At 67.6% G+C, this 17197-nt stretch carries 18 protein-coding genes and 1 pseudogene; 7 read left to right on the top strand and 12 right to left on the bottom strand.

The annotated features are described in order from the left end of the window. From VFG33_RS39070 to VFG33_RS39045, 6 genes and pseudogenes are all read right to left on the bottom strand, one after another. Positions 1-358, bottom strand: a pseudogene (locus VFG33_RS39070) (hypothetical protein); the annotation flags it as partial. Positions 359-412: 54 nt separating this feature from the next. Then, a complete protein-coding gene (dapE, locus tag VFG33_RS39065; protein WP_325058083.1) occupies positions 413-1474 on the bottom strand; it encodes a succinyl-diaminopimelate desuccinylase in 1062 nt (353 codons plus the stop codon). Continuing rightward, positions 1474-2133: a VOC family protein gene (locus VFG33_RS39060; protein ID WP_325058084.1), complete on the bottom strand. Its 660-nt coding sequence runs from the start codon at positions 2131-2133 to the stop codon at positions 1474-1476. Before VFG33_RS39060 ends, dapE begins: the two co-directional genes overlap by 1 nt. Before the next feature lie 60 nt (positions 2134-2193). Further along, positions 2194-3024, bottom strand: a complete 831-nt coding sequence (locus tag VFG33_RS39055) for a carbohydrate ABC transporter permease (RefSeq protein ID WP_325058082.1) — start codon at positions 3022-3024, stop codon at positions 2194-2196. Further along, complete coding sequence (locus tag VFG33_RS39050) at positions 3014-3970, bottom strand: carbohydrate ABC transporter permease (protein ID WP_325058081.1); 957 nt, start codon at positions 3968-3970, stop codon at positions 3014-3016. The genes VFG33_RS39055 and VFG33_RS39050 overlap by 11 nt, the downstream gene beginning before the upstream one ends. Further along, the gene (locus tag VFG33_RS39045) at positions 3970-5331 is read right to left on the bottom strand and encodes an ABC transporter substrate-binding protein (protein WP_325058080.1); all 1362 of its coding nucleotides are present in this window, start codon (positions 5329-5331) and stop codon (positions 3970-3972) included. Before VFG33_RS39045 ends, VFG33_RS39050 begins: the two co-directional genes overlap by 1 nt. Positions 5332-5553: 222 nt before the next feature. Between VFG33_RS39045 and VFG33_RS39040 the strand changes: the two genes are divergently transcribed. Genes VFG33_RS39040 through VFG33_RS39030 form a run of 3 tightly spaced genes read left to right on the top strand, consistent with a single transcriptional unit; the run spans position 5554 to position 8241 of the window. Further along, positions 5554-6225 (top strand): KpsF/GutQ family sugar-phosphate isomerase, encoded by a 672-nt coding sequence (locus tag VFG33_RS39040; RefSeq protein WP_325058079.1) that lies wholly within the window; start codon positions 5554-5556, stop codon positions 6223-6225. Then, positions 6222-7190, top strand: a complete 969-nt coding sequence (locus tag VFG33_RS39035) for a ribokinase (RefSeq protein ID WP_325058078.1) — start codon at positions 6222-6224, stop codon at positions 7188-7190. The genes VFG33_RS39040 and VFG33_RS39035 overlap by 4 nt, the downstream gene beginning before the upstream one ends. Before the next feature lie 49 nt (positions 7191-7239). Next, positions 7240-8241 carry a LacI family DNA-binding transcriptional regulator gene (locus tag VFG33_RS39030; protein WP_325058077.1) on the top strand — a complete coding sequence of 334 codons (1002 nt, stop codon included), beginning with the start codon at positions 7240-7242 and terminating at the stop codon, positions 8239-8241. Here VFG33_RS39030 and VFG33_RS39025 read toward each other — a convergent pair. Continuing rightward, a complete protein-coding gene (locus VFG33_RS39025; RefSeq protein ID WP_325058076.1) occupies positions 8221-9174 on the bottom strand; it encodes a phosphotransferase family protein in 954 nt (317 codons plus the stop codon). The two genes, VFG33_RS39030 and VFG33_RS39025, sit on opposite strands and share 21 nt — an antisense overlap. 177 nt (positions 9175-9351) lie before the next feature. Between VFG33_RS39025 and dapD the strand changes: the two genes are divergently transcribed. Further along, on the top strand, positions 9352-10293 hold the full coding sequence (gene dapD, locus VFG33_RS39020; RefSeq protein WP_325058075.1) for a 2,3,4,5-tetrahydropyridine-2,6-dicarboxylate N-succinyltransferase: 942 nt from the start codon (positions 9352-9354) through the stop codon (positions 10291-10293). A gap of 118 nt (positions 10294-10411) precedes the next feature. Continuing rightward, positions 10412-11389 (top strand): VldE C-terminal domain-containing protein, encoded by a 978-nt coding sequence (locus VFG33_RS39015; RefSeq protein ID WP_325058074.1) that lies wholly within the window; start codon positions 10412-10414, stop codon positions 11387-11389. Between the two features lie 70 nt (positions 11390-11459). On the opposite strand, the gene fdxA is transcribed toward VFG33_RS39015, so the two are convergent. Further along, positions 11460-11786: a ferredoxin gene (gene fdxA / locus VFG33_RS39010; protein WP_012923087.1), complete on the bottom strand. Its 327-nt coding sequence runs from the start codon at positions 11784-11786 to the stop codon at positions 11460-11462. Between the two features lie 115 nt (positions 11787-11901). Here fdxA and VFG33_RS39005 point away from each other — a divergent pair, with 115 nt between their 5' ends. Both VFG33_RS39005 and VFG33_RS39000 read left to right on the top strand, forming a co-directional pair. Continuing rightward, a complete protein-coding gene (locus VFG33_RS39005; RefSeq protein WP_422653760.1) occupies positions 11902-12831 on the top strand; it encodes a GNAT family N-acetyltransferase in 930 nt (309 codons plus the stop codon). Between the two features lie 29 nt (positions 12832-12860). Further along, the gene (locus VFG33_RS39000) at positions 12861-13298 is read left to right on the top strand and encodes a type II toxin-antitoxin system PemK/MazF family toxin (protein ID WP_325058072.1); all 438 of its coding nucleotides are present in this window, start codon (positions 12861-12863) and stop codon (positions 13296-13298) included. A 10-nt stretch (positions 13299-13308) separates the two neighbouring features. On the opposite strand, the gene VFG33_RS38995 is transcribed toward VFG33_RS39000, so the two are convergent. The 4 genes from VFG33_RS38995 to VFG33_RS38980 form a co-directional block, all read right to left on the bottom strand. Next, positions 13309-15081 (bottom strand): VanW family protein, encoded by a 1773-nt coding sequence (locus tag VFG33_RS38995; RefSeq protein ID WP_325058071.1) that lies wholly within the window; start codon positions 15079-15081, stop codon positions 13309-13311. 62 nt (positions 15082-15143) lie between these two features. Next, a complete protein-coding gene (locus VFG33_RS38990) occupies positions 15144-15659 on the bottom strand; it encodes a flavin reductase family protein (protein WP_325058070.1) in 516 nt (171 codons plus the stop codon). 267 nt (positions 15660-15926) lie between these two features. Continuing rightward, positions 15927-16838 (bottom strand): N-acetyl-1-D-myo-inositol-2-amino-2-deoxy-alpha-D-glucopyranoside deacetylase, encoded by a 912-nt coding sequence (gene mshB / locus VFG33_RS38985; RefSeq protein WP_325058069.1) that lies wholly within the window; start codon positions 16836-16838, stop codon positions 15927-15929. Between the two features lie 44 nt (positions 16839-16882). Continuing rightward, positions 16883-17179, bottom strand: coding sequence for a response regulator transcription factor (locus tag VFG33_RS38980; protein ID WP_325058068.1), 297 nt, complete (start codon positions 17177-17179; stop codon positions 16883-16885). Between the last annotated feature and the right edge of the window lie 18 nt (positions 17180-17197).

Raw genomic sequence — 17197 nt, 5'->3', positions numbered from 1 at the left:
GATCACCCGGCCCGTAGTTCACCGCCGGGACACCCAGCAGCGTGAACCGGGCCACATCGGTCCACCCGAACTTCGGATGCGGCTCGCCGCCGACCACCTGCAGGAACGCCGCCGCGGCCGGCCGTGCCAGCCCTGGCCGCCCACCGGGCGCGGAATCCGTGACCACCAGCTCGAAGCCCTCGATGAACTCCGACTGGATCCGCAGCACGCGCCAGGGGTCCGTATGCACCCAGTCCGTCGGCCCACGGCTGTCCAGCAGCCGTTGCTCCGAGGTCCCCTGCTGCACCTGGTTGCGCCGCATCACCACCGGCCCGCGCTGTTGCGACTGCGGCCGGTCAGGATGGATCGAATCTGCCATACCCCCAGGTTAGTGCGACCCAACCGCCAGGGGCCGCCCGAACCGCGCGGGGTCCTAGGCTGTCAACCAAGCTCTCAACCGCTGTTCACACTGCTCGATCTCCGCCTCCGGGACGTACTCCTCCTGCTTGTGCGCGAGCAGCGGATCACCCGGCCCGTAGTTCACCGCCGGGACACCCAGCAGCGTGAACCGGGCCACATCGGTCCACCCGAACTTCGGATGCGGCTCGCCGCCGACCACCTGCAGGAACGCCGCCGCGGCCGGCCGTGCCAGCCCTGGCAGCCCACCGGGCGCGGAATCCGTGACCACCAGGTCGAAGCTCTCGAACACCTCCCGCACATGGGCCTCGGCCTCGGCCTCCGACCGGCTCGGCGCGAACCGGTAGTTGACCGTCACCGTGCACAGATCCGGTACTACGTTCCCCGCGACCCCGCCGCTGATCCCGACCGCGTTGAGCCCCTCGCGGTACTCCAGCCCGTCGATCGGCACCCGCCGCGGCTCGTACACCGCCAGCCGGTCGAGGATCTCGCCCGCCGCGTGGATCGCGTTCTTTCCCATCCAGGAACGAGCCGAGTGGGCCCGCTCACCGCGGGTGGTCACCTCGACCCGCCTGGTCCCCTGGCAGCCCGCCTCGACGACCGCGTTCGCCGGCTCCATCACCACCGCGAACACCCCCTGCAGCAGCTCCGGGTTCGACTTCGACAGCTTGAACAGGCCGTTCCGCTCCGACTCGACTTCCTCGCAGTCGTAGAACACGTACGTCACGTCGCGGTTCGGCTCCGCGAGGGTGGCCGCCAGGCGCAGTCCGACCGCGACCCCGCCCTTCATGTCGCAGGCGCCGAGCCCGTGGATCAGGCCGTCGGCCCGCCGCGCCGGCAGGTTGCCGTTCAGCGGGACGGTGTCGAGGTGGCCCGCGACCACGATCCGCTCGTCCCGCCCGAGATCCGTGCGCGCCACCACGGTGTTGCCGTGCCGGAAGACCTTCAGATGCGCGTACGCCGAGAGCGCGGCCTCGACCGCGTCGGCCAGCTCCTCCTCGGTCCCGCTCACCGACGAGATGTCGACCAGCGCGGCGGTCAGATCAGGTCCGGACTGGGTCAGGTCGAGCTTCGCCATCAAACAGCATCCTCAGTTGGTGGAAGGAACACACAGAACTCGTTGCCCTCGGGATCGGCGCAGACGTGCCAGCCGATCTCGTCGTCCTTGGGCCGCAGCAGTGTCGCACCCGCGTCCAGAACCGGCTGCAGCTCGTCGGCTGTGACGTCCCAGTGGATCCGGTTCTTGACCGTCTTCGGCTCCGGCACCCGGATGAACACCCAGTACAGGAACGGCAGGCCGGGCACGTTCTCCAGCCAGTAGTAGGGCTTGCCGACGCGATGCATGACGTCGCCACCGACCAGGTTCGCCCACCAGCGCGCCTGCGCCTCCGGCTCGACGGTGTCCACCACCAACTCCATCAGCCGGTACGCCGATCCGGCGTCGCGAACAAATCCGCAGAACTCCCCACCCTCGGGATCCTCCATCACGGCCCACTGCTGCTCGTCCGTGATCGGACTCCGTTCCTTCGCCCCGAGCCGCTCCAGCACCTCGATCGAAGGCGTGTGCACGTCCAGGTGAACCCGCTGCTTCACCGTCCGCGGCTCGGGCACCTTGTTGATCCAGATGGTCTTCTCCGGCCGATCCCCGCCCAGCACCTGCGGATTGTCCGCAGGCGCCGTCAGTCCCAGCACCTGCCCCCAGAAGGAGGTCATCGCACTAGGACACGACACATCCATACCCAAAGCCTTGAACCGGGCCATACTCATGCCCACAGATTAGTGCTCCCCACCCCACCTCTACTTGAGGCCGGTGGTCTTCATCGCGTCGACCAGGCGCTTCTGACCTGCGACGAACACCACGACGGTCGGGATCGCCGCGATCACCGCGGCCGCGAGGATGAGGTTCCAGGCGGAGGCGTACTGGCCCTGCATGCCGGCGATACCGAGCTGGATCACCCGGAGATCCGGGTTGCGGGTGATCGTCAGCGGCCAGAGGAACGCATTCCAGTTGGCGAGGAAGAAGAGCACCGACAGGGACGCGAGCACCGGCCGGCTCAACGGCAGGATCACGCTCCAGTAGCGCCGCCAGTAGCCACAGCCGTCGAGGTCGGCGGCCTCCTCCAGTTCCCGCGGGATGTTCAGGTAGTACTGCCGGAGCAAGAAGATGCCGAAGGCATGGAAAATGCTTGGCACGATCAGCCCCGCATAGCTGTCGAGCAGCCCGAGTTGCTTGGCCACCAGGAACAACGGGACCAGGATCACCGGCAGCGAGACCAGCAGCGTGGACATGATCCCGGAGAAGATGATGCCGCGCCCTGGGAACCGCAGCCGGGCCAGCGCGTACGCCGCCATCGAGTGGAAGAACAACGCCACCACGGTTACGACAACTGCTACCAGAGCGCTGTTCAGGAGGAACCGCGGCAACGGGATCTTCAGCAGCACGTACTGCAGGTTGTCCAGCGTCCAGGTCGACGGCCAGCTGAAGGAGAACACGTCCTCGGCCGGCTTCAGGACGCTGACGAGGACCCAGAGCAAAGGCGCGACGGCCAGCAGCGCCAGGACATGAGCGAGGATCGGGAAGTACGACCGAGGCGGTCGGGCGGGGGTGGAATTCCCTCTAGTCTTCATCGAACCGACCTCCTCTGGTGAAGGCGAACATCAGGCCGGTGCAAAGGATCAGCAGGCCGACCACAACGGTGGTCAGCGCGGCGGCGTAGCCCATGTTGTTGAAGGTGAACGCCTGCTCGTAGATGTAGAGCACGACCGTGCTGGTGGACCGGGCCGGACCACCTCTGGTCAGCACGTAGACCAGGTCGAACGCTTGCAGCCCGGTGACGGCACCGATGGTGGAGTTCACCACGACGAAGAAGCTGGTCGGGCGGAGCAACGGCCAGATCACGAACCGGAATCGCTGCGAGGCACTGGCTCCGTCGATCTGGGCCGCGTCCTCGAGTTCCTTCGGGACGTCCTTCAGCCCGGCGAGGAACACCAGCATCTGGTAGCCCATCACGAACCACACGCTGATCACGACATACGTGCCCAGCGCGAGGGACGGCGTACCGAGGAACGAGACGTCGCCCAGACCCAGCGGGGCCAGCAGCTTGGAGATGGCGCCGCGCTTGTCCACCAGCAAAAACTGCCAGATCAGGCCGACCACGACCAGGCTGACCACGTGCGGCAGGAAGAAGGCCGAGCGGACCCAGCCGATTCCCCGGAAGTGGTTCCGGACGAGCATGGCGAGCGCGAAACTCACCACGAAGGCGAGCGGCACGAACGTCACGACGTACAGGCCGGTGATCCGCAGCGACGACCAGAGCTGGTCGTCGGAGGCCATCAGTTTGTAGTTGTCGAGCCCGATGTACTGGTAGTTGCCGAAACCGTCAACCTTGAAGAAGGCGACCCCGAAGGCGAGCACCATCGGGAGCGCGACGAACACCAGCAGGCCGATCACGTCCGGCGCGAGGAAGGCGTACGCCGCCAGCGCCTCGCGCCGCTTCCTCGTCATCGGCGTCTTCTGACGCGACGCCCGAGCCACCACCGGCGGCTTGGACGGAGGTGCAGTCGTGGCGACCATCAGCTGATGGAAGCGCCCTGGTAGGTCTGCAGGAAGGTGTCGATCCGCTGCGCCGCGTCAGCCGCGGCCTTGCCCGGGTCGGCCGCGTTCAGCTGGCAGGCCTGGATCGCATCCGCGACCGGCTGGTACACCTCCGGTGGGAACCGCGGCTCCGGCCGGCCGGTCGGGGCGATCTCGCTGACGAACTTCTTCAGCACGCCTTCCCCGAACGCGCCCTTGGCATCGGCGGCCTGCTGGACGGACTTGCGCGGCGGCACGTTGGTCTTCACCACCGTGTTCCACTGCCGTTGCCGTTCGATGCCCTCGGCATCGGTCGAGCCGAGCGCCCAGGTGATGAACTTGGCCGCCGCCTCAGGATTCTTGCCTTTCGCGTTCGCCACGAAGGCCCAGCCACCGAGGTCGGTGGCCGGCTTGCCGCCGTCCGGGGTCGGGTGCGGGATGATCCCGTACTTGAAGTTCTTCGCCTTGGTGCGCATGTCCGAGACCGCCCAGATCCCGCTCTGCTGCATCGCCGCGGCGCCCGAGCCGAGGTTCGACACGACGTCACCGCCGCCGTCACCGAGCGCCTTGCGCGGAGCCACCTTGTTCTGGATCGTGTCCTGCCAGAACTTCAGCGCCTGGACCGCGGCCGGCGAGTCGAAGGCGACCTTGCCGTCCTTGATCGGAGCACCGTCGCCCTGCCAGAGGAACGGGTACCAGGTGAAGTTCTGGTAGTACCCGGGCAGCGTTTCGAACATCACGCCGTACCGGTCCTTGCCGGTCAGCTTCTCCGCGACAGCGAGGGTCTGGTCCCAGGTCTTCGGCAGATCCGCCTCGGACAGCCCGGCCTTCTCGAACGCGGGCTCGCTGTAGTACATCGCGAGCGGCTCGATCTCCATCGGCAGGCCGTACACCTTCCCGTCGACACTGCGCGCCTCCAGCAGCCCCGGCAGGTAATCGGCCTTCGACTCCGCGGTCAGCTGCGGCGAGAGATCCTGCAGTACGCCGCCGTTGTAGTAGCGGAGGAAGTCGCCGGGACTGATCAGGAAGATGTCCGGCCCCTCACCGGACTGGAACGCCGTCTGCAGCACCGTGCCGCTGAGGTACTCCTTGCCCACGATGTAGCGCAGGTTGACCTTCACGTCGTTGTTCGCGTTCCACTTCGTGGTCAGGTCCACGAACCACTTGCTCTGCGGATTCGCGTCGTCGGCCGGGCCGTAGAAGTTCCAGAACGTCAGGTCCTTGCCATCACCGCCGGGATCGTCACCTCCGCAAGCGGTCAGCAACGGCCCCGCGACCGCCGAGGCTGCCAGTGCGCCGAGACCACCGCGCAGCACAGAACGCCGGCTGACCGGCCTTGCAGGGAAGGGAGTTGCGGACATCAGCTGCTCCAGGGGGTCGCTGCTCGCCAGCTGGCAATCGATTTCTCGCAATCTACGAGCGTCACCTGGAAGGGTCAAGAGTTCAGCACCCGTCCGTTGCCCGGATCCGCGCTTCCGCCTTGTTTTCAAGGACCTCCCTCCTGCTGGAGCCGTTGACACTCGCGCGGCGGCTGCCTAGTCTTCGGAAATCGATTTCTGACCAGAGGCCGAAAGCGGGTCGAGATGCCAGTTGTGCCGAACCGCGCGGACCGCCCCGCCGCCGGGTCCGTCGAGTTGCCGAGGGACCTGGTCACGCGAGGACTGGCCGCCGCGCGGAACGCGATCGAGACCGAGGCCGCCGCTGTCGCCGCGTTGGCGGACCGGCTGGACGGCGTCTTCCTGGACGTGCTGACGGCGGTCGCGACGTGCGAGGGACACCTGGTCGTCACGGGCCTCGGGAAGTCAGGTCTGGTCGGCCGCAAGATCGCCGCGACCCTCGCGAGCACCGGGACTCCGGCTACTTTCATCCACTCCGGCGACGCGTTGCACGGTGATTCCGGCGCAGTCACCGCACGCGATCTGGTGCTCGCCTTGTCGGCCTCGGGCGAGACGGCCGAGGTGTGCGCGTTCGCGCGAATGCTGGCCGAGCGCAAGATCCCGGTGATCGCGATGACCGGCGCCGAGGACTCCACCCTGGCCGGGCTGGCCACCTACACCCTCGACACGATGGTGCTCCGCGAGGCCGATCCGTTGAACCTTGCCCCGACCGCGTCGACCACAGCTGCCCTGGTGATGGGAGATGCGCTCGCCTGCGCACTCGTAGTACTGCGTGAGTTCACCCGCCACGACTTCGCCCGGTTCCATCCGTCAGGTGCTCTCGGCCGTCGGCTGCTCACTCTCGGGGAGGAGGGGTGAGCAGCCGGTACGACGTGTGCGTGCTCGGGTCGTTCATGAAGGACCTGGTGGCCAGCGCGGAACGACGACCGCTGCCCGGGGAGACCTTGCACGGCACCGGATTCGCGGAGTTCCTCGGCGGCAAGGGCGTCAACCAGGCGATCGCCGCGGCCCGGATGGGGGCCCGTACTGCGATCGTCGGGACCATCGGCGACGACCGGTACGGCGAGGAGTTCCTCGAACTGCTGAAGCGGGACGGGGTCGACACGGACTGGGTGGTCCGGCATCCCGAGCTCGGTACCGGGGTCGGTCTGCCGCTGGTGCTTCCGGACGGCAGTAACTCGATCATCATCGTGTCCCGGGCGAACGCGGCGATCACGGTGGCCGACATCGACGCTGCGGCCGCAGTACTGACGTCCAGCGCCGTACTGAGCGTGCAACTGGAACTCCCGGTCGAAGCGAGCAGAGCGGCCCTCCAGCTCGCCTCGGCAGCCGGGGTGACGACGATCCTGACACCGGCTCCGGTCGGACCCGTCGATCCGTCGCTGGCGGCCTTCGTCGACATCCTGGTGCCGAACGAGATGGAGGCGGCCGCGTTGACCGGGCTGGACTGCGACGACTCGCAGGTTCCGGAGATCGCCCGCCGGCTGGCTGATGCGTGGGACCTCAGAGGATGCGTGATCACGCTTGGCGCGCGGGGTGCGTTCGTGCTCGCCGACGGGGTGGAGATGCTGGTGCCCGCGCATCCGGTGGCGACCGTGGACACGGTCGGAGCGGGCGACGCCTTCTGTGGATCACTTGCCGCTTCGTTGGCGGCCGGCGCGGGGCTTGTTGACGCAGTACGGCTTGCCAATGCCGCGGGTGCGCTGTCCACGACGATCAACGGCGCCGCCGCCTCAGCGCCTAGCCGCGCGGCTGCTGTTGCCCTGCTAGATTCTGCTGGTTCTGAACGGTCGCGGTTTGCCGTCGGACCGCCGTCGCCGTGAGATCCTAGTGCCGTCCAGACGGCAGTTAGGCGTTCAGCGGGGAGCGAGTATGACGACGATCTACGACGTAGCGCGTAGATCTGGCGTGTCTCCGGCCACCGTTTCGCGGGTGCTCAGCGGACGCCGCAACGTGGATCCGGAGCTGTCCGAGAAGGTCCGCGCGGCCGTCGCCGAGCTCGGGTACCGGCCGAACGGCGTGGCGCGGAACCTGCGCCGGGCCAGTACGAACCTGTGGGCCGTGGTGATCTCCGACATCGAGAACCCGTTCTTCACCTCGCTGGTCCGCGGTCTCGAGGACGTCGCGCAGACCGAGGGCTACCACGTGGTGCTGTGCAATTCGGACGAGGATCCGGCGAAGGAAGCGGCGTACGCGTCGGCTGTTCTGACCGAGCAGATGGCCGGCGTGGTCATCTCGCCGACGTCCACGGCTGAAGGGGTTCAACAACTCGCCGAGGCGAAGACCCCGATGGTGCTGATCGACCGCCGTGTCGAGGGCGTCGAGGCGGACACCGTGCTGGTCGACAACGAACACGGCGCCGCCGAAGGGGTGCGGCATCTGATCGACGGCGGCTACCGCCGCATCGCCTGCATCACGGGCCCACGCCGCGTCAGCACTGCGATGGACCGGCTGGCTGGTTATCGCTCAGCCTTGCGAGCCGGCGGGATCAAGTACGAAAAGGACCTGGTCCGGTACGCCGACTTCCGCGAGGCCGGTGGATTCGCCGCGATGGAGAGCCTGCTCGACCTGCCCGAACCACCCGAGGCGCTGTTCGTCGCGAACAACCTGATGACGGTCGGTGCCCTGGAATGCCTGGCCAAGAAGGGCCTCCGGGCTCCCGACGACATCGCCGTGGTCGGCTTCGACGACATCCCCTGGGCCGACCTGGTCGTCCCCTCCCTCACCACCGTCGCCCAGCCCACCTACGAACTGGGCCGCACCGCAGGCCTGCTCCTCAAAGACCGCATCGCCTCCCCCGGCCGCCCCCCATCCACAGTCACCCTCCGCACCGAACTCCACATCCGAGCCACCTCAGCCCCCCGCAAGCCCTAGTGCGTACGGGTCGATGCTCAGTGCGGTGAATCGCTTGGCGAGGTCATCGACCCAGGCTGACGGTGTTCGGTGATCCGGCAGCGGGACACCTGCTTCACTGCGCCACAGCGCATCGCTGAGGGCCGTGCGCAGATGCCAGGCCATCACGCGCTCAGCTGCCAGTTCGCGGCCGGTGATCTGCTGGTAGTGGCGCATGGTGGCGGTCAGCAACTCGATACCCGGACCTGTTCCGGGGAAGGTCCGCAGGTCGTACTCCGCGTCAGCGAGTCCGGCAGTTTCGAAATCGAGGACCACGCGGAGGTCACCCCCATCCCAGACCTGATTGCCGCCATGCAGATCGCCGTGCACCAGCACACTCGGATGCGGCGTCGCCAGTACTCGGTCCGCCCAGTCGCACCACTGCATGACAGCGGCACGTTGATCCGGACGAACCCATCTCCCGAACCCTGCACGCACGGCGTCGGTCGCGACCGGCTGCATCGACACCGGAGGAAGTTCACCGACGACGGATTCGACGCGCTCCTGGGTCGCGGGATGGTTCAACTCTGACATGAAGTGGGCCAACTGCCGACCCACATCGTCCCGGTCAAGCGAATCCACGACTTCGAACAGCGCTTTGCCCGGCACCAGCCTGGTCACCAAGAGCAGTGGATCGGTGCTGCTGGCAACGACGTCCGGCAGGAACGGAATCGCCGGTTTGCGCGTCAATGCCGCCAGCACGGCGATCTCGTGCGCCAGCCGGAGCGCGGCAGGACGTGACCACGCGAACTTCGCGACGAACTGCTCGCCGACGACCGCACTCGCCGACCACCACAAGGGGTCATGTCCACCCACGGATTCGCGAACCACAATCGGGTCGTCGCCCAGCGCGGGCGCGACCTGCTTCAGCGCAGCGGCGATCGCCGCAGGCGAGCCCTCATCCAACCACCTCACGACAGAGAACTTCTGTCACATCCCACCGAAGCGGAGCACCACCTGGAGGCTCGATCCAGTCTCGCCAGTACTTCGCGGGGCGGCTCCACGGTCCTCATGACCGTCAAGGCTACAAGGAGGACAGGCCCGGGCGGAGCCTCCTGAAGCCGCTGACCAGGCGTCTGGCAGGCTTTGGGTATGACTGAGACTGCCGCCGCGCGTGCCTGGGGCTTCGGCCTTGCCACTGTTACCGAGTCGGGGTCGGTGCTGGACGTTTGGTACCCGGCGCCCGAACTCGGCGCCGCCCCTGAGGGCGCGAAGGCACCGGCTGAGCTGATTGCTGCCGAGGGCAACGACGAGCTCCGCCAGGTACGGCGGGTCGTGGTCACCACGGAGATCGGCCTCGACCAGGCACCGGCCGACGCCGCCGACGCCTACCTGCGGCTGCATCTTCTGTCGCACCGGCTGGTTCGCCCGCACGGTGTCAATCTCGACGGCATCTTCGGCGTCCTGCCGAACAACGCCTGGACGTCGCACGGACCTGTTCCGGTGGAGCAGATCGAACAGGTTCGCCTTCGCGCGCGGGCCGCAGGGCTCCACCTGGCCGTGACCAGTGTCGACAAGTTCCCCCGGATGACGGACTACGTCGTACCGACCGGGGTGCGGATCGGAGATGCTGACCGGGTGCGGCTGGGCGCGCACCTGGCGTCGGGCACCACGGTCATGCACGAGGGCTTCGTGAACTACAACGCCGGTACGCTCGGGACCTCGATGGTGGAGGGCCGGATCGTGGCCGGCGTGGTGGTCGACGACGGCAGCGACATCGGCGCCGGGGCGTCGATCATGGGCACCCTGTCCGGCGGCGGCAAGGCGGTCGTCTCGATCGGCAAGCGCTGCCTGATCGGCGCCAACGGCGGGACCGGCATCTCGCTCGGCGACGACTGCGTGATCGAGGCCGGACTGTACGTGACCGCGGGCACCAAGGTGACGCTGCCGGACGGCGCGGTCGTCAAGGCGCGCGAGCTGTCGGGCCAGCCAGGTCTGCTGTACATCCGCAACTCCGTCACCGGTGCCGTCGAGGCGCGGCCCCGGCAGGGTGAAGGCATCACCCTGAACGAGGCCCTGCATGCCAACGCGTGACGCTATCGACGCATGAGGTTGCCAACCGGCGCGGCGGGGAGCACGTCAAACCTTTCGTGAGCGTCAACCCGAACGGCCAGGCGGAACCCGGAGGCCGGTCCCGCACGTTGGGACCGGTATGCCGATGAAACGTGGCGCCATCGTTGCCGTGGGTCTCGTCGGCGCGCTCGCCCTGGCCGTCGGTGCCGGCATCTCCTGGATCAGCGGCAAGGGCGTGGGCCCCCTGCTCCCGCCCCGCGAGCAGTGCGAGGCCACCGTCGGCACCAGCACCGTCGTGCTCGACCTGGAGCAGGCAGAGGCAGCCGCGATCATCGCCGGAGTCGCCGTACGCCGCGGGCTCCCGCCCCGGGCAGCCACGATCGCCCTCGCGACGGCGTACCAGGAGTCGGGACTGCGGAACCTGGCCCATGGGGACCGGGACTCGCTCGGGCTGTTCCAGCAGCGGCCGTCGCAGGGGTGGGGAACGGCTGCGCAGGTGCAGGACCCGCACTACGCGGCTTGGAAGTTCTACGACGCACTGGTGAAGATCAAGAACTACGAGCAACTGGCGATCACCGTTGCGGCTGACCGTGTTCAGAGGAGCGCGTACCCCAACGCGTACGCCGATCACGAGGCGGACGCGCGCGTACTGGCATCCGCGCTGACAGGTCAGTCCAAAGGAGTGTTCAGCTGCACTGTGGACACCGCATCGCTCAAAGCCGAGACGATCGGGAAGAACGGACTCACCCCACGGGCCGAGGCCGTCCGCCAGGACCTGGCGAAGACGTTCGGGCCGCTCCCTACCGGTGGATACGCACCCGGCGGGATCAGTACGGGCCACATGGAGGGCTCAGCGCACTACGAGGGCCGCGCGGTCGACATCTTCGTGAAGCCGATCTCCACGGCGAACACGGTGAAGGGCTGGGCGCTGGCACAGTACCTGGTGGCGCAGGCGGAACGCCTCGGCATCCGCACGATCATCTTCAGCGACCACATCTGGACCTCCGGTTCCCGCTCGGACAACGGCTGGCGCGACTACACACCCCCGGACCGAGCCGGAAACACAGCCACCCTCCGCCACCTCGACCACGTCCACGTCGACGTGATCGAGGAGTAGAAGCTCTCAGGCATGGAACCACCCGGGTGAAGTGATCACCCGGGTGGTTCTTGCTGGTGGTGCGGGGACCTTATTCGTCGTGCTCCTGCGGGGGCAGGGCGGCGATGAACGGGTGGTCCTTGTCGATCTTGCCGAGCTTCGAGGCGCCGCCGGGCGAGCCGAGGTCGTTGAAGAAGTCGACGTTCGCGGTGTAGTAGTCCTTCCACTGCTCCGGGGTGTCGTCTTCGTAGTAGATGGCTTCCACCGGGCAGACCGGCTCGCACGCCCCACAGTCGACGCACTCGTCCGGGTGGATGTAGAGCATCCGGTTGCCCTCGTAGATGCAGTCGACGGGGCACTCCTCGACGCAGGCGAGGTCCTTGAGGTCAACACACGGCTGCGCGATGACGTAGGTCACTGGTACTCCTCCTATGGACAGCAGGCGCAGCGGGACTCTGGGGTGCTGCGGTGCGGTATTGCTCGGTCTCTAGTATCACGGTAGTACCTCGCCCACTCTGCCAGGAGTCCGCATCGTGTCAGGCCTCAGTGTCCGTGATATCGGCCACCGTGTAGTGGTCCGCCACCGGCTAGGAGGCGGACAGCTCACCGATGTCATCGGGGTACTGCAATCATTCGGGGCGGATTCGCTTGTGGTCCGCCATGTCGACAGTACGCCGCACAGCATCCTGCTGTCCGCTGTGGAGGCCGCCAAACCGATCCCGCCGATGCCGCTGCGCCCGGTCGACGTGGAGCAACTCTTCCTCACCACCGCGCTCGGCCGCCCCGCTGTGGAGACCTCGTACGTCGGGCAGTGGTTGCTGCGGGCGTCGTCGGGATGGACCGGAAGGGGCAACTCGCTGCTCCCGGCCGGCGATCCCGGGATCGGAACAGAGGAAGCGCTCAAACGGGCCCGAGCCTTCTACGACGAGCGCGGCCTGCCTTCGCTGGCCCTGGTACGGCTGGACAGCCCTCTGACCGAGGAGATCCGCCGCTACGGCTGGACGGATGCTCGGCCCGAGCAGTCCGACGTACTGGTGATGCACACCACGCTGGACCTGGTGAACGCCGTACCGGCCTACGAAGTGACGGTCCACGACCGCCCGGACGCGGAGTGGTACTCGGTCGCGTTCGAGGGCCCTGTGCCGGACGCCGCGCCTGCTGTGATGGAGGGAGCGCCCCGGGCCGCCTTCGCGTCGATCAGGCTGGACGGGCGGGTGGTAGCTGTCGGGCGGGGTTCGATGACGGGCCACTGGGTCGGGATCGACGGCGTCCGCGTGGACCCGGCGTACCGGCGCAAGGGCCTCGGCACAGGCGTCCTGCAGGGCCTGACTCGCTGGGCCGGACCGCTGGGCGGCCGCCGCAGCTACCTGGAGGTCGTCGAGGAGAACGCAGCTGCCCTCACTACCTACACCAATCTCGGTTACACCCCGGCCTACCGCTACCGCTACCTCACCGCCGACTAAGCCGCCCCGAGGGCGTTAGGGTCTGACGCATGGCAGACCACCCGGAGCAGCGGCCGGAGTACGCAGGGGATTTCGAGGGCACGATTCACGTCGAGTACAAGCCGCATCCGGATGACGGCGTCGCGGATCCGGGCGAGATCGTCTGGACCTGGGTGCCGTTCGAGGAGGACCACCACCGCGGCAAGGACCGGCCGGTGCTGGTGGTCGGGTCCGACGGGGCCTGGTTGCTCGCGCTGATCCTGACCAGCAAGGACCACGACCGCGACGCGGCCGACGAGGCGCGCTGGGGACGGGTCTGGCTCGATATCGGCAGCGGGCTCTGGGACAAGGAAGGCCGGCGCAGCGAGGTCAGGCTCGATCGCGTACTACGAATCGATCCCGGCCAGGTTCGCCGGGAAGGCGCGGTGATCGGCGAACCCATCTTCGCTGAGGTCGCCGATCACCTGCACGAACTGCATCGCGCCTGACTCAGGACACTTAGCTCGGTGGACGCGTCACGCCCGTGGACGGCTTGCCGCCGGCCGGCGGGGTGTCCGGGGTCGGCGGTGGCGTCGTACCGGGCTTCGGGCCACAGCGGATGTCGTCGGCCGCGTTGTAGTTGGTGGTGAAGGACTCGGTCTTCACCCGCTGGCCGTTCTTCGCGAAGTACCGGTAGATCTTGATGTCGAACCCGGCCGTCGGGGCCTGCGGACGGCAGCCGGCCTCGGTGTTGTAGACCAGCCCCGGGGAGCGGGGGTTGGACTTCGCGGATTGGCCGGCGGTGATGTCCCAGACCTTGGTGCCCCAGATCTTCACCGTGATGCTGCCCTGGGTGCCCGGGGTGGACGCTGTGAACAGCGTCTGCACGAGGATGCCGTGACCGGAGTCGTTCTGGAACTTCAGGTCCACCGACGGCCACGCCACGGTCGCCTCACGGCCGACCGGGTAGCGGCTGATGTAGACGCTGTGCGCCTTGTGCTCGACGTCCTTCAGGCCGGCGAAGAAGGCCGCGTTGAAGGTGGTGGTGGCCGATTGCGAAACGCCGCCGCCGAGGTCGAGGACGAACTTGCCGCCGTTGATGATGTTGCCCTCGGTGAAGCCGTTCTCCTTGGTGCGCTCACCGACGATCTTGTTCAGGCTGAACGTCTCGTCCGGCTTCAGCAGCGTGCCGTTGATCTTGCGGGCCGCGGTGCCGATGTTCACATTGCGGTAGTCGGCGTGCGGGAACTTGGTGGTGAACTGCCCCATCACCTCGGTGATGCCGAGCGCCTGGGCGGCCTCGGTGGTCACCTTGGCCTTGGACTGCGCGAGCCCGACCGCCGCCTTCCGCTGCCCCTCGGGCTTCGGCAGGATCGAGAGGATCGCCGGCACCACCTTGTCCCGCGCGACGACCTGGCCGTCGACGGCCGGGATCACCTTCGGCTTGCCGGCGACGATCTGCACGGTCGCGTCCTTCGGCAGCGTCTCCAGGTCCTTGAACCGCTCCCTGAACAGCGGCTCCAGCTTCTTCGCGTCCAGGCTCGGCGTGAAGGTGCCGTCCTTGGCGACCAGCTTGAGCGCCGGAGACAGCTCGGCGGGGGTCAGGTTCACGCCCTTGTCGCCGACGGTCAGCCGGACCGGCGCGGACATGGCCGGTTCGGCGTACTCCTTCATGGCCTTGTCGATCGCGTCCGAGCCGGCCTTGGGCTTGGTCACCGCGACCGGCAGGTCCTTCGGGTTGCCGTCCGACGGGAAGCCGGAGACGAGCGTCTCGCCCGCCTTGTCGTTGTCCAACTGCAGGCCGTCGGCCGGTGCGTGCTGGACGGCCTTGGTGTCGTCGAAGGTGATGCTGCCCTCGGTAGCCGCGCGGTTCACCTGCCCCGCGAGCTTGTCGACGGCCGCCTTGAGCTTGCCCTCGTCGCGCTTGATCACCGGCGCGACCGCGTCACCGCCGGTCATCACCTGCCAGATCCGCGCCGGGTTGAGGCTGCGCCCCGCCCCCGCCTCGGCGACGGTCGCGTCGACATCGAGGCTGAGCCCGGCGTCGGCCGGCTTCACCTGGTACGTCGAGTCGCCGGCCTTCACCTTGATCGGCAGGTTCAGCCGATCCTTGATCCCGGCCTGCAACTTCTCCTTGGCGGCGTCCTCGGACAAACCGCCGAGCGGAATCCCCAGGACGGTCGTATCTCCCGGAACCTTGTCGCCGGTCACCGCGAACGCCACGCCATAGGCGATCACGAGCACCCCGAACCCTGCGGCGGCGATGATGCCCGCGCGCTTGTTTCTCCCCACCGGACAGGATCCTCCTGCTCGAACCAATGACAGACGCCACATCCTACGGGATGCTGCTGCCCCTACTTGCCCCGGACTTCCCGGTACTGCCCCGCGTAGTAGATCAGGCCGGTGGGGTCACCTTGCTCGCTCGCGCCGAGGCTGAGCACCTCACCGACCACAATCGTGTGATCGCCGCCCTCATAGGTCGCCCAGGTACGGCACTCCAGCCAGGAAAGCGCTCCCACGACCAGCGGACACCCCGTCTTCGGCCCAGCCGAGATGGGCACGCCGTCGAACTGGCTGTACAGGTCGCGACCGGACTTGGCGAAGCGCTCCGCAAGCTCCCGGTGACTGTCCGCAAGCACGGACACGGCCCAGTACCCACAGTCCAGTACGGCGTCGTGCATCCGCACCCCCTTGTCCACACAGACAAGCACCAGCGGCGGATCCAAAGACACCGAAGTGAACGCACTCGCGGTCATCGCGTGCGCCACCCCACCCTGCAACGTGCTCATGATCGTGATCCCCGACCCGAACCGGCCCATCGCAGTACGGAACTCCGCTGGCGAGACGCTGCCGCTGGGCTCCGAAGTCACCCCAGCAGCCTATGTCCAGCACCGGGTTGATACCTCAACCCACAGTGTGGATCTGGTCACTCCCGGACGAGTCGCGACGAGGTTCGAGGAGCGCTTGGATGTGATCGGCGTCGATGCCGTGGGCCGTGTGAAGGCGATGTGCCGTTGTCCACTCGGTCCGCGCCCGGTCATGATCGCCGAGCCCGGCGTGCGCATGTCCGATCTGGACCCGGATGCTGGCCTCCCGGTAGGTCCCCAACACCCTCGGTGGTCACACCGAGGATGCTCTCAGATGCCGGCGAAGAGGTCGTGTTCGACGCCGTCGGGGCCAGGAGTCGGTGTGCCCTTGACCAGGCGGTAGGCCTCGGCGCCCCAGATTTCGCTGCCGTTGTTGTTGGAGAGTGCGAAGAACGGGCCGTCCACGGTGATCTGGGTGGCGTGCGCCTTCATGGCGGTCATCTTGCGGTCGATGTAGCCCTCGGCGCCGATCACGCAGTCGATGAACCGGTCGGGCGTGACGAAGGCGCCGAGCGGGCCTTCAGGGTCCAGCCCTTCGAAGGTGGTGGTGTCACCGGCGTCGCGGAGTTTGCGCAGGCTCTCGCGCAGGGCCGACTCGGCCATCGCGGTCCAGTAGATCTTCGGGATCTCCCAGGCCTCCCCGAGGTCCTCCCGGTACGACCGGGCGGCGGCCAGCGAGGCTGCGTACGTCGCGACCCGATGCGCCTGGACGTGGTCGGGATGGCCGTAGTTGCCGTACTGGTCGTAGGTCACCAGCACCTGCGGACGAATCTCCCGGATCACCGGTACGAGGTCGTTCGCGGCGGCTAGCAGGTCTGCCTGCCAGAAGCTGTCCGGCCGGGTCTGAGGCGGGACTGCCGCATTGCCCTCGTCGTCGTAGATCATCCCGGTGTCGCGGTATTTGCCCGGGCCGCCGAGGAACCGGTGGTCGGTGACACCGAGTTCCTTCATCGCCGCGGCCAACTCGCCGATCCGATGGGTACCGAGCTGATCGCTCTGGTCCGCCGCGAGGTGGGCCAACTCCGGCACCAGCACCTCGCCCTCTTCCCCGAGCGTGCAGGTGACCAGCGTGACGTGGGCTCCCTCAGCCACGTAGCGCGCCATCGTGGCCCCGTTGTTGATCGTCTCGTCGTCCGGGTGGGCATGAACCAGCAGCAACCTGCGGTCGGGAAGATCACTCATGCCGTCAGCCTACGTCGGCCCACGGACAGGAAACCGAGCAGGAATCAGCCGAAGCGGCGCACCAGCAGGCAGCCGGCCTGGAAGCGTGACCGGGCCCCGAGTCCCTCGACCAGAGCACTGATCTCGGCCCGCACCGTCCGCAGTGACAGCCCCAGCTGGCGCGCGATCGCGGCATCCTTCGCCCCGGTGGCCATCAGCCGGCCGATCAGCACCTGCCGATTGGTCAGCTCCCGCGCCGCGACCGGAGCGCGTCGCCGCGAACTCAGTTCGTAGATCTCACAGACGACCTCCGGCGCGAAATCCTCCATCCGAACCGCAGGGACAGCCTGGTACACCGACATACGCTTCTCCTCCCCAGT

It is taken from the genome of Kribbella sp. (genome assembly GCF_035687465.1).
Taxonomy (GTDB): domain Bacteria; phylum Actinomycetota; class Actinomycetes; order Propionibacteriales; family Kribbellaceae; genus Kribbella.
This window is presented reverse-complemented; position numbering and strand designations above follow the sequence as displayed.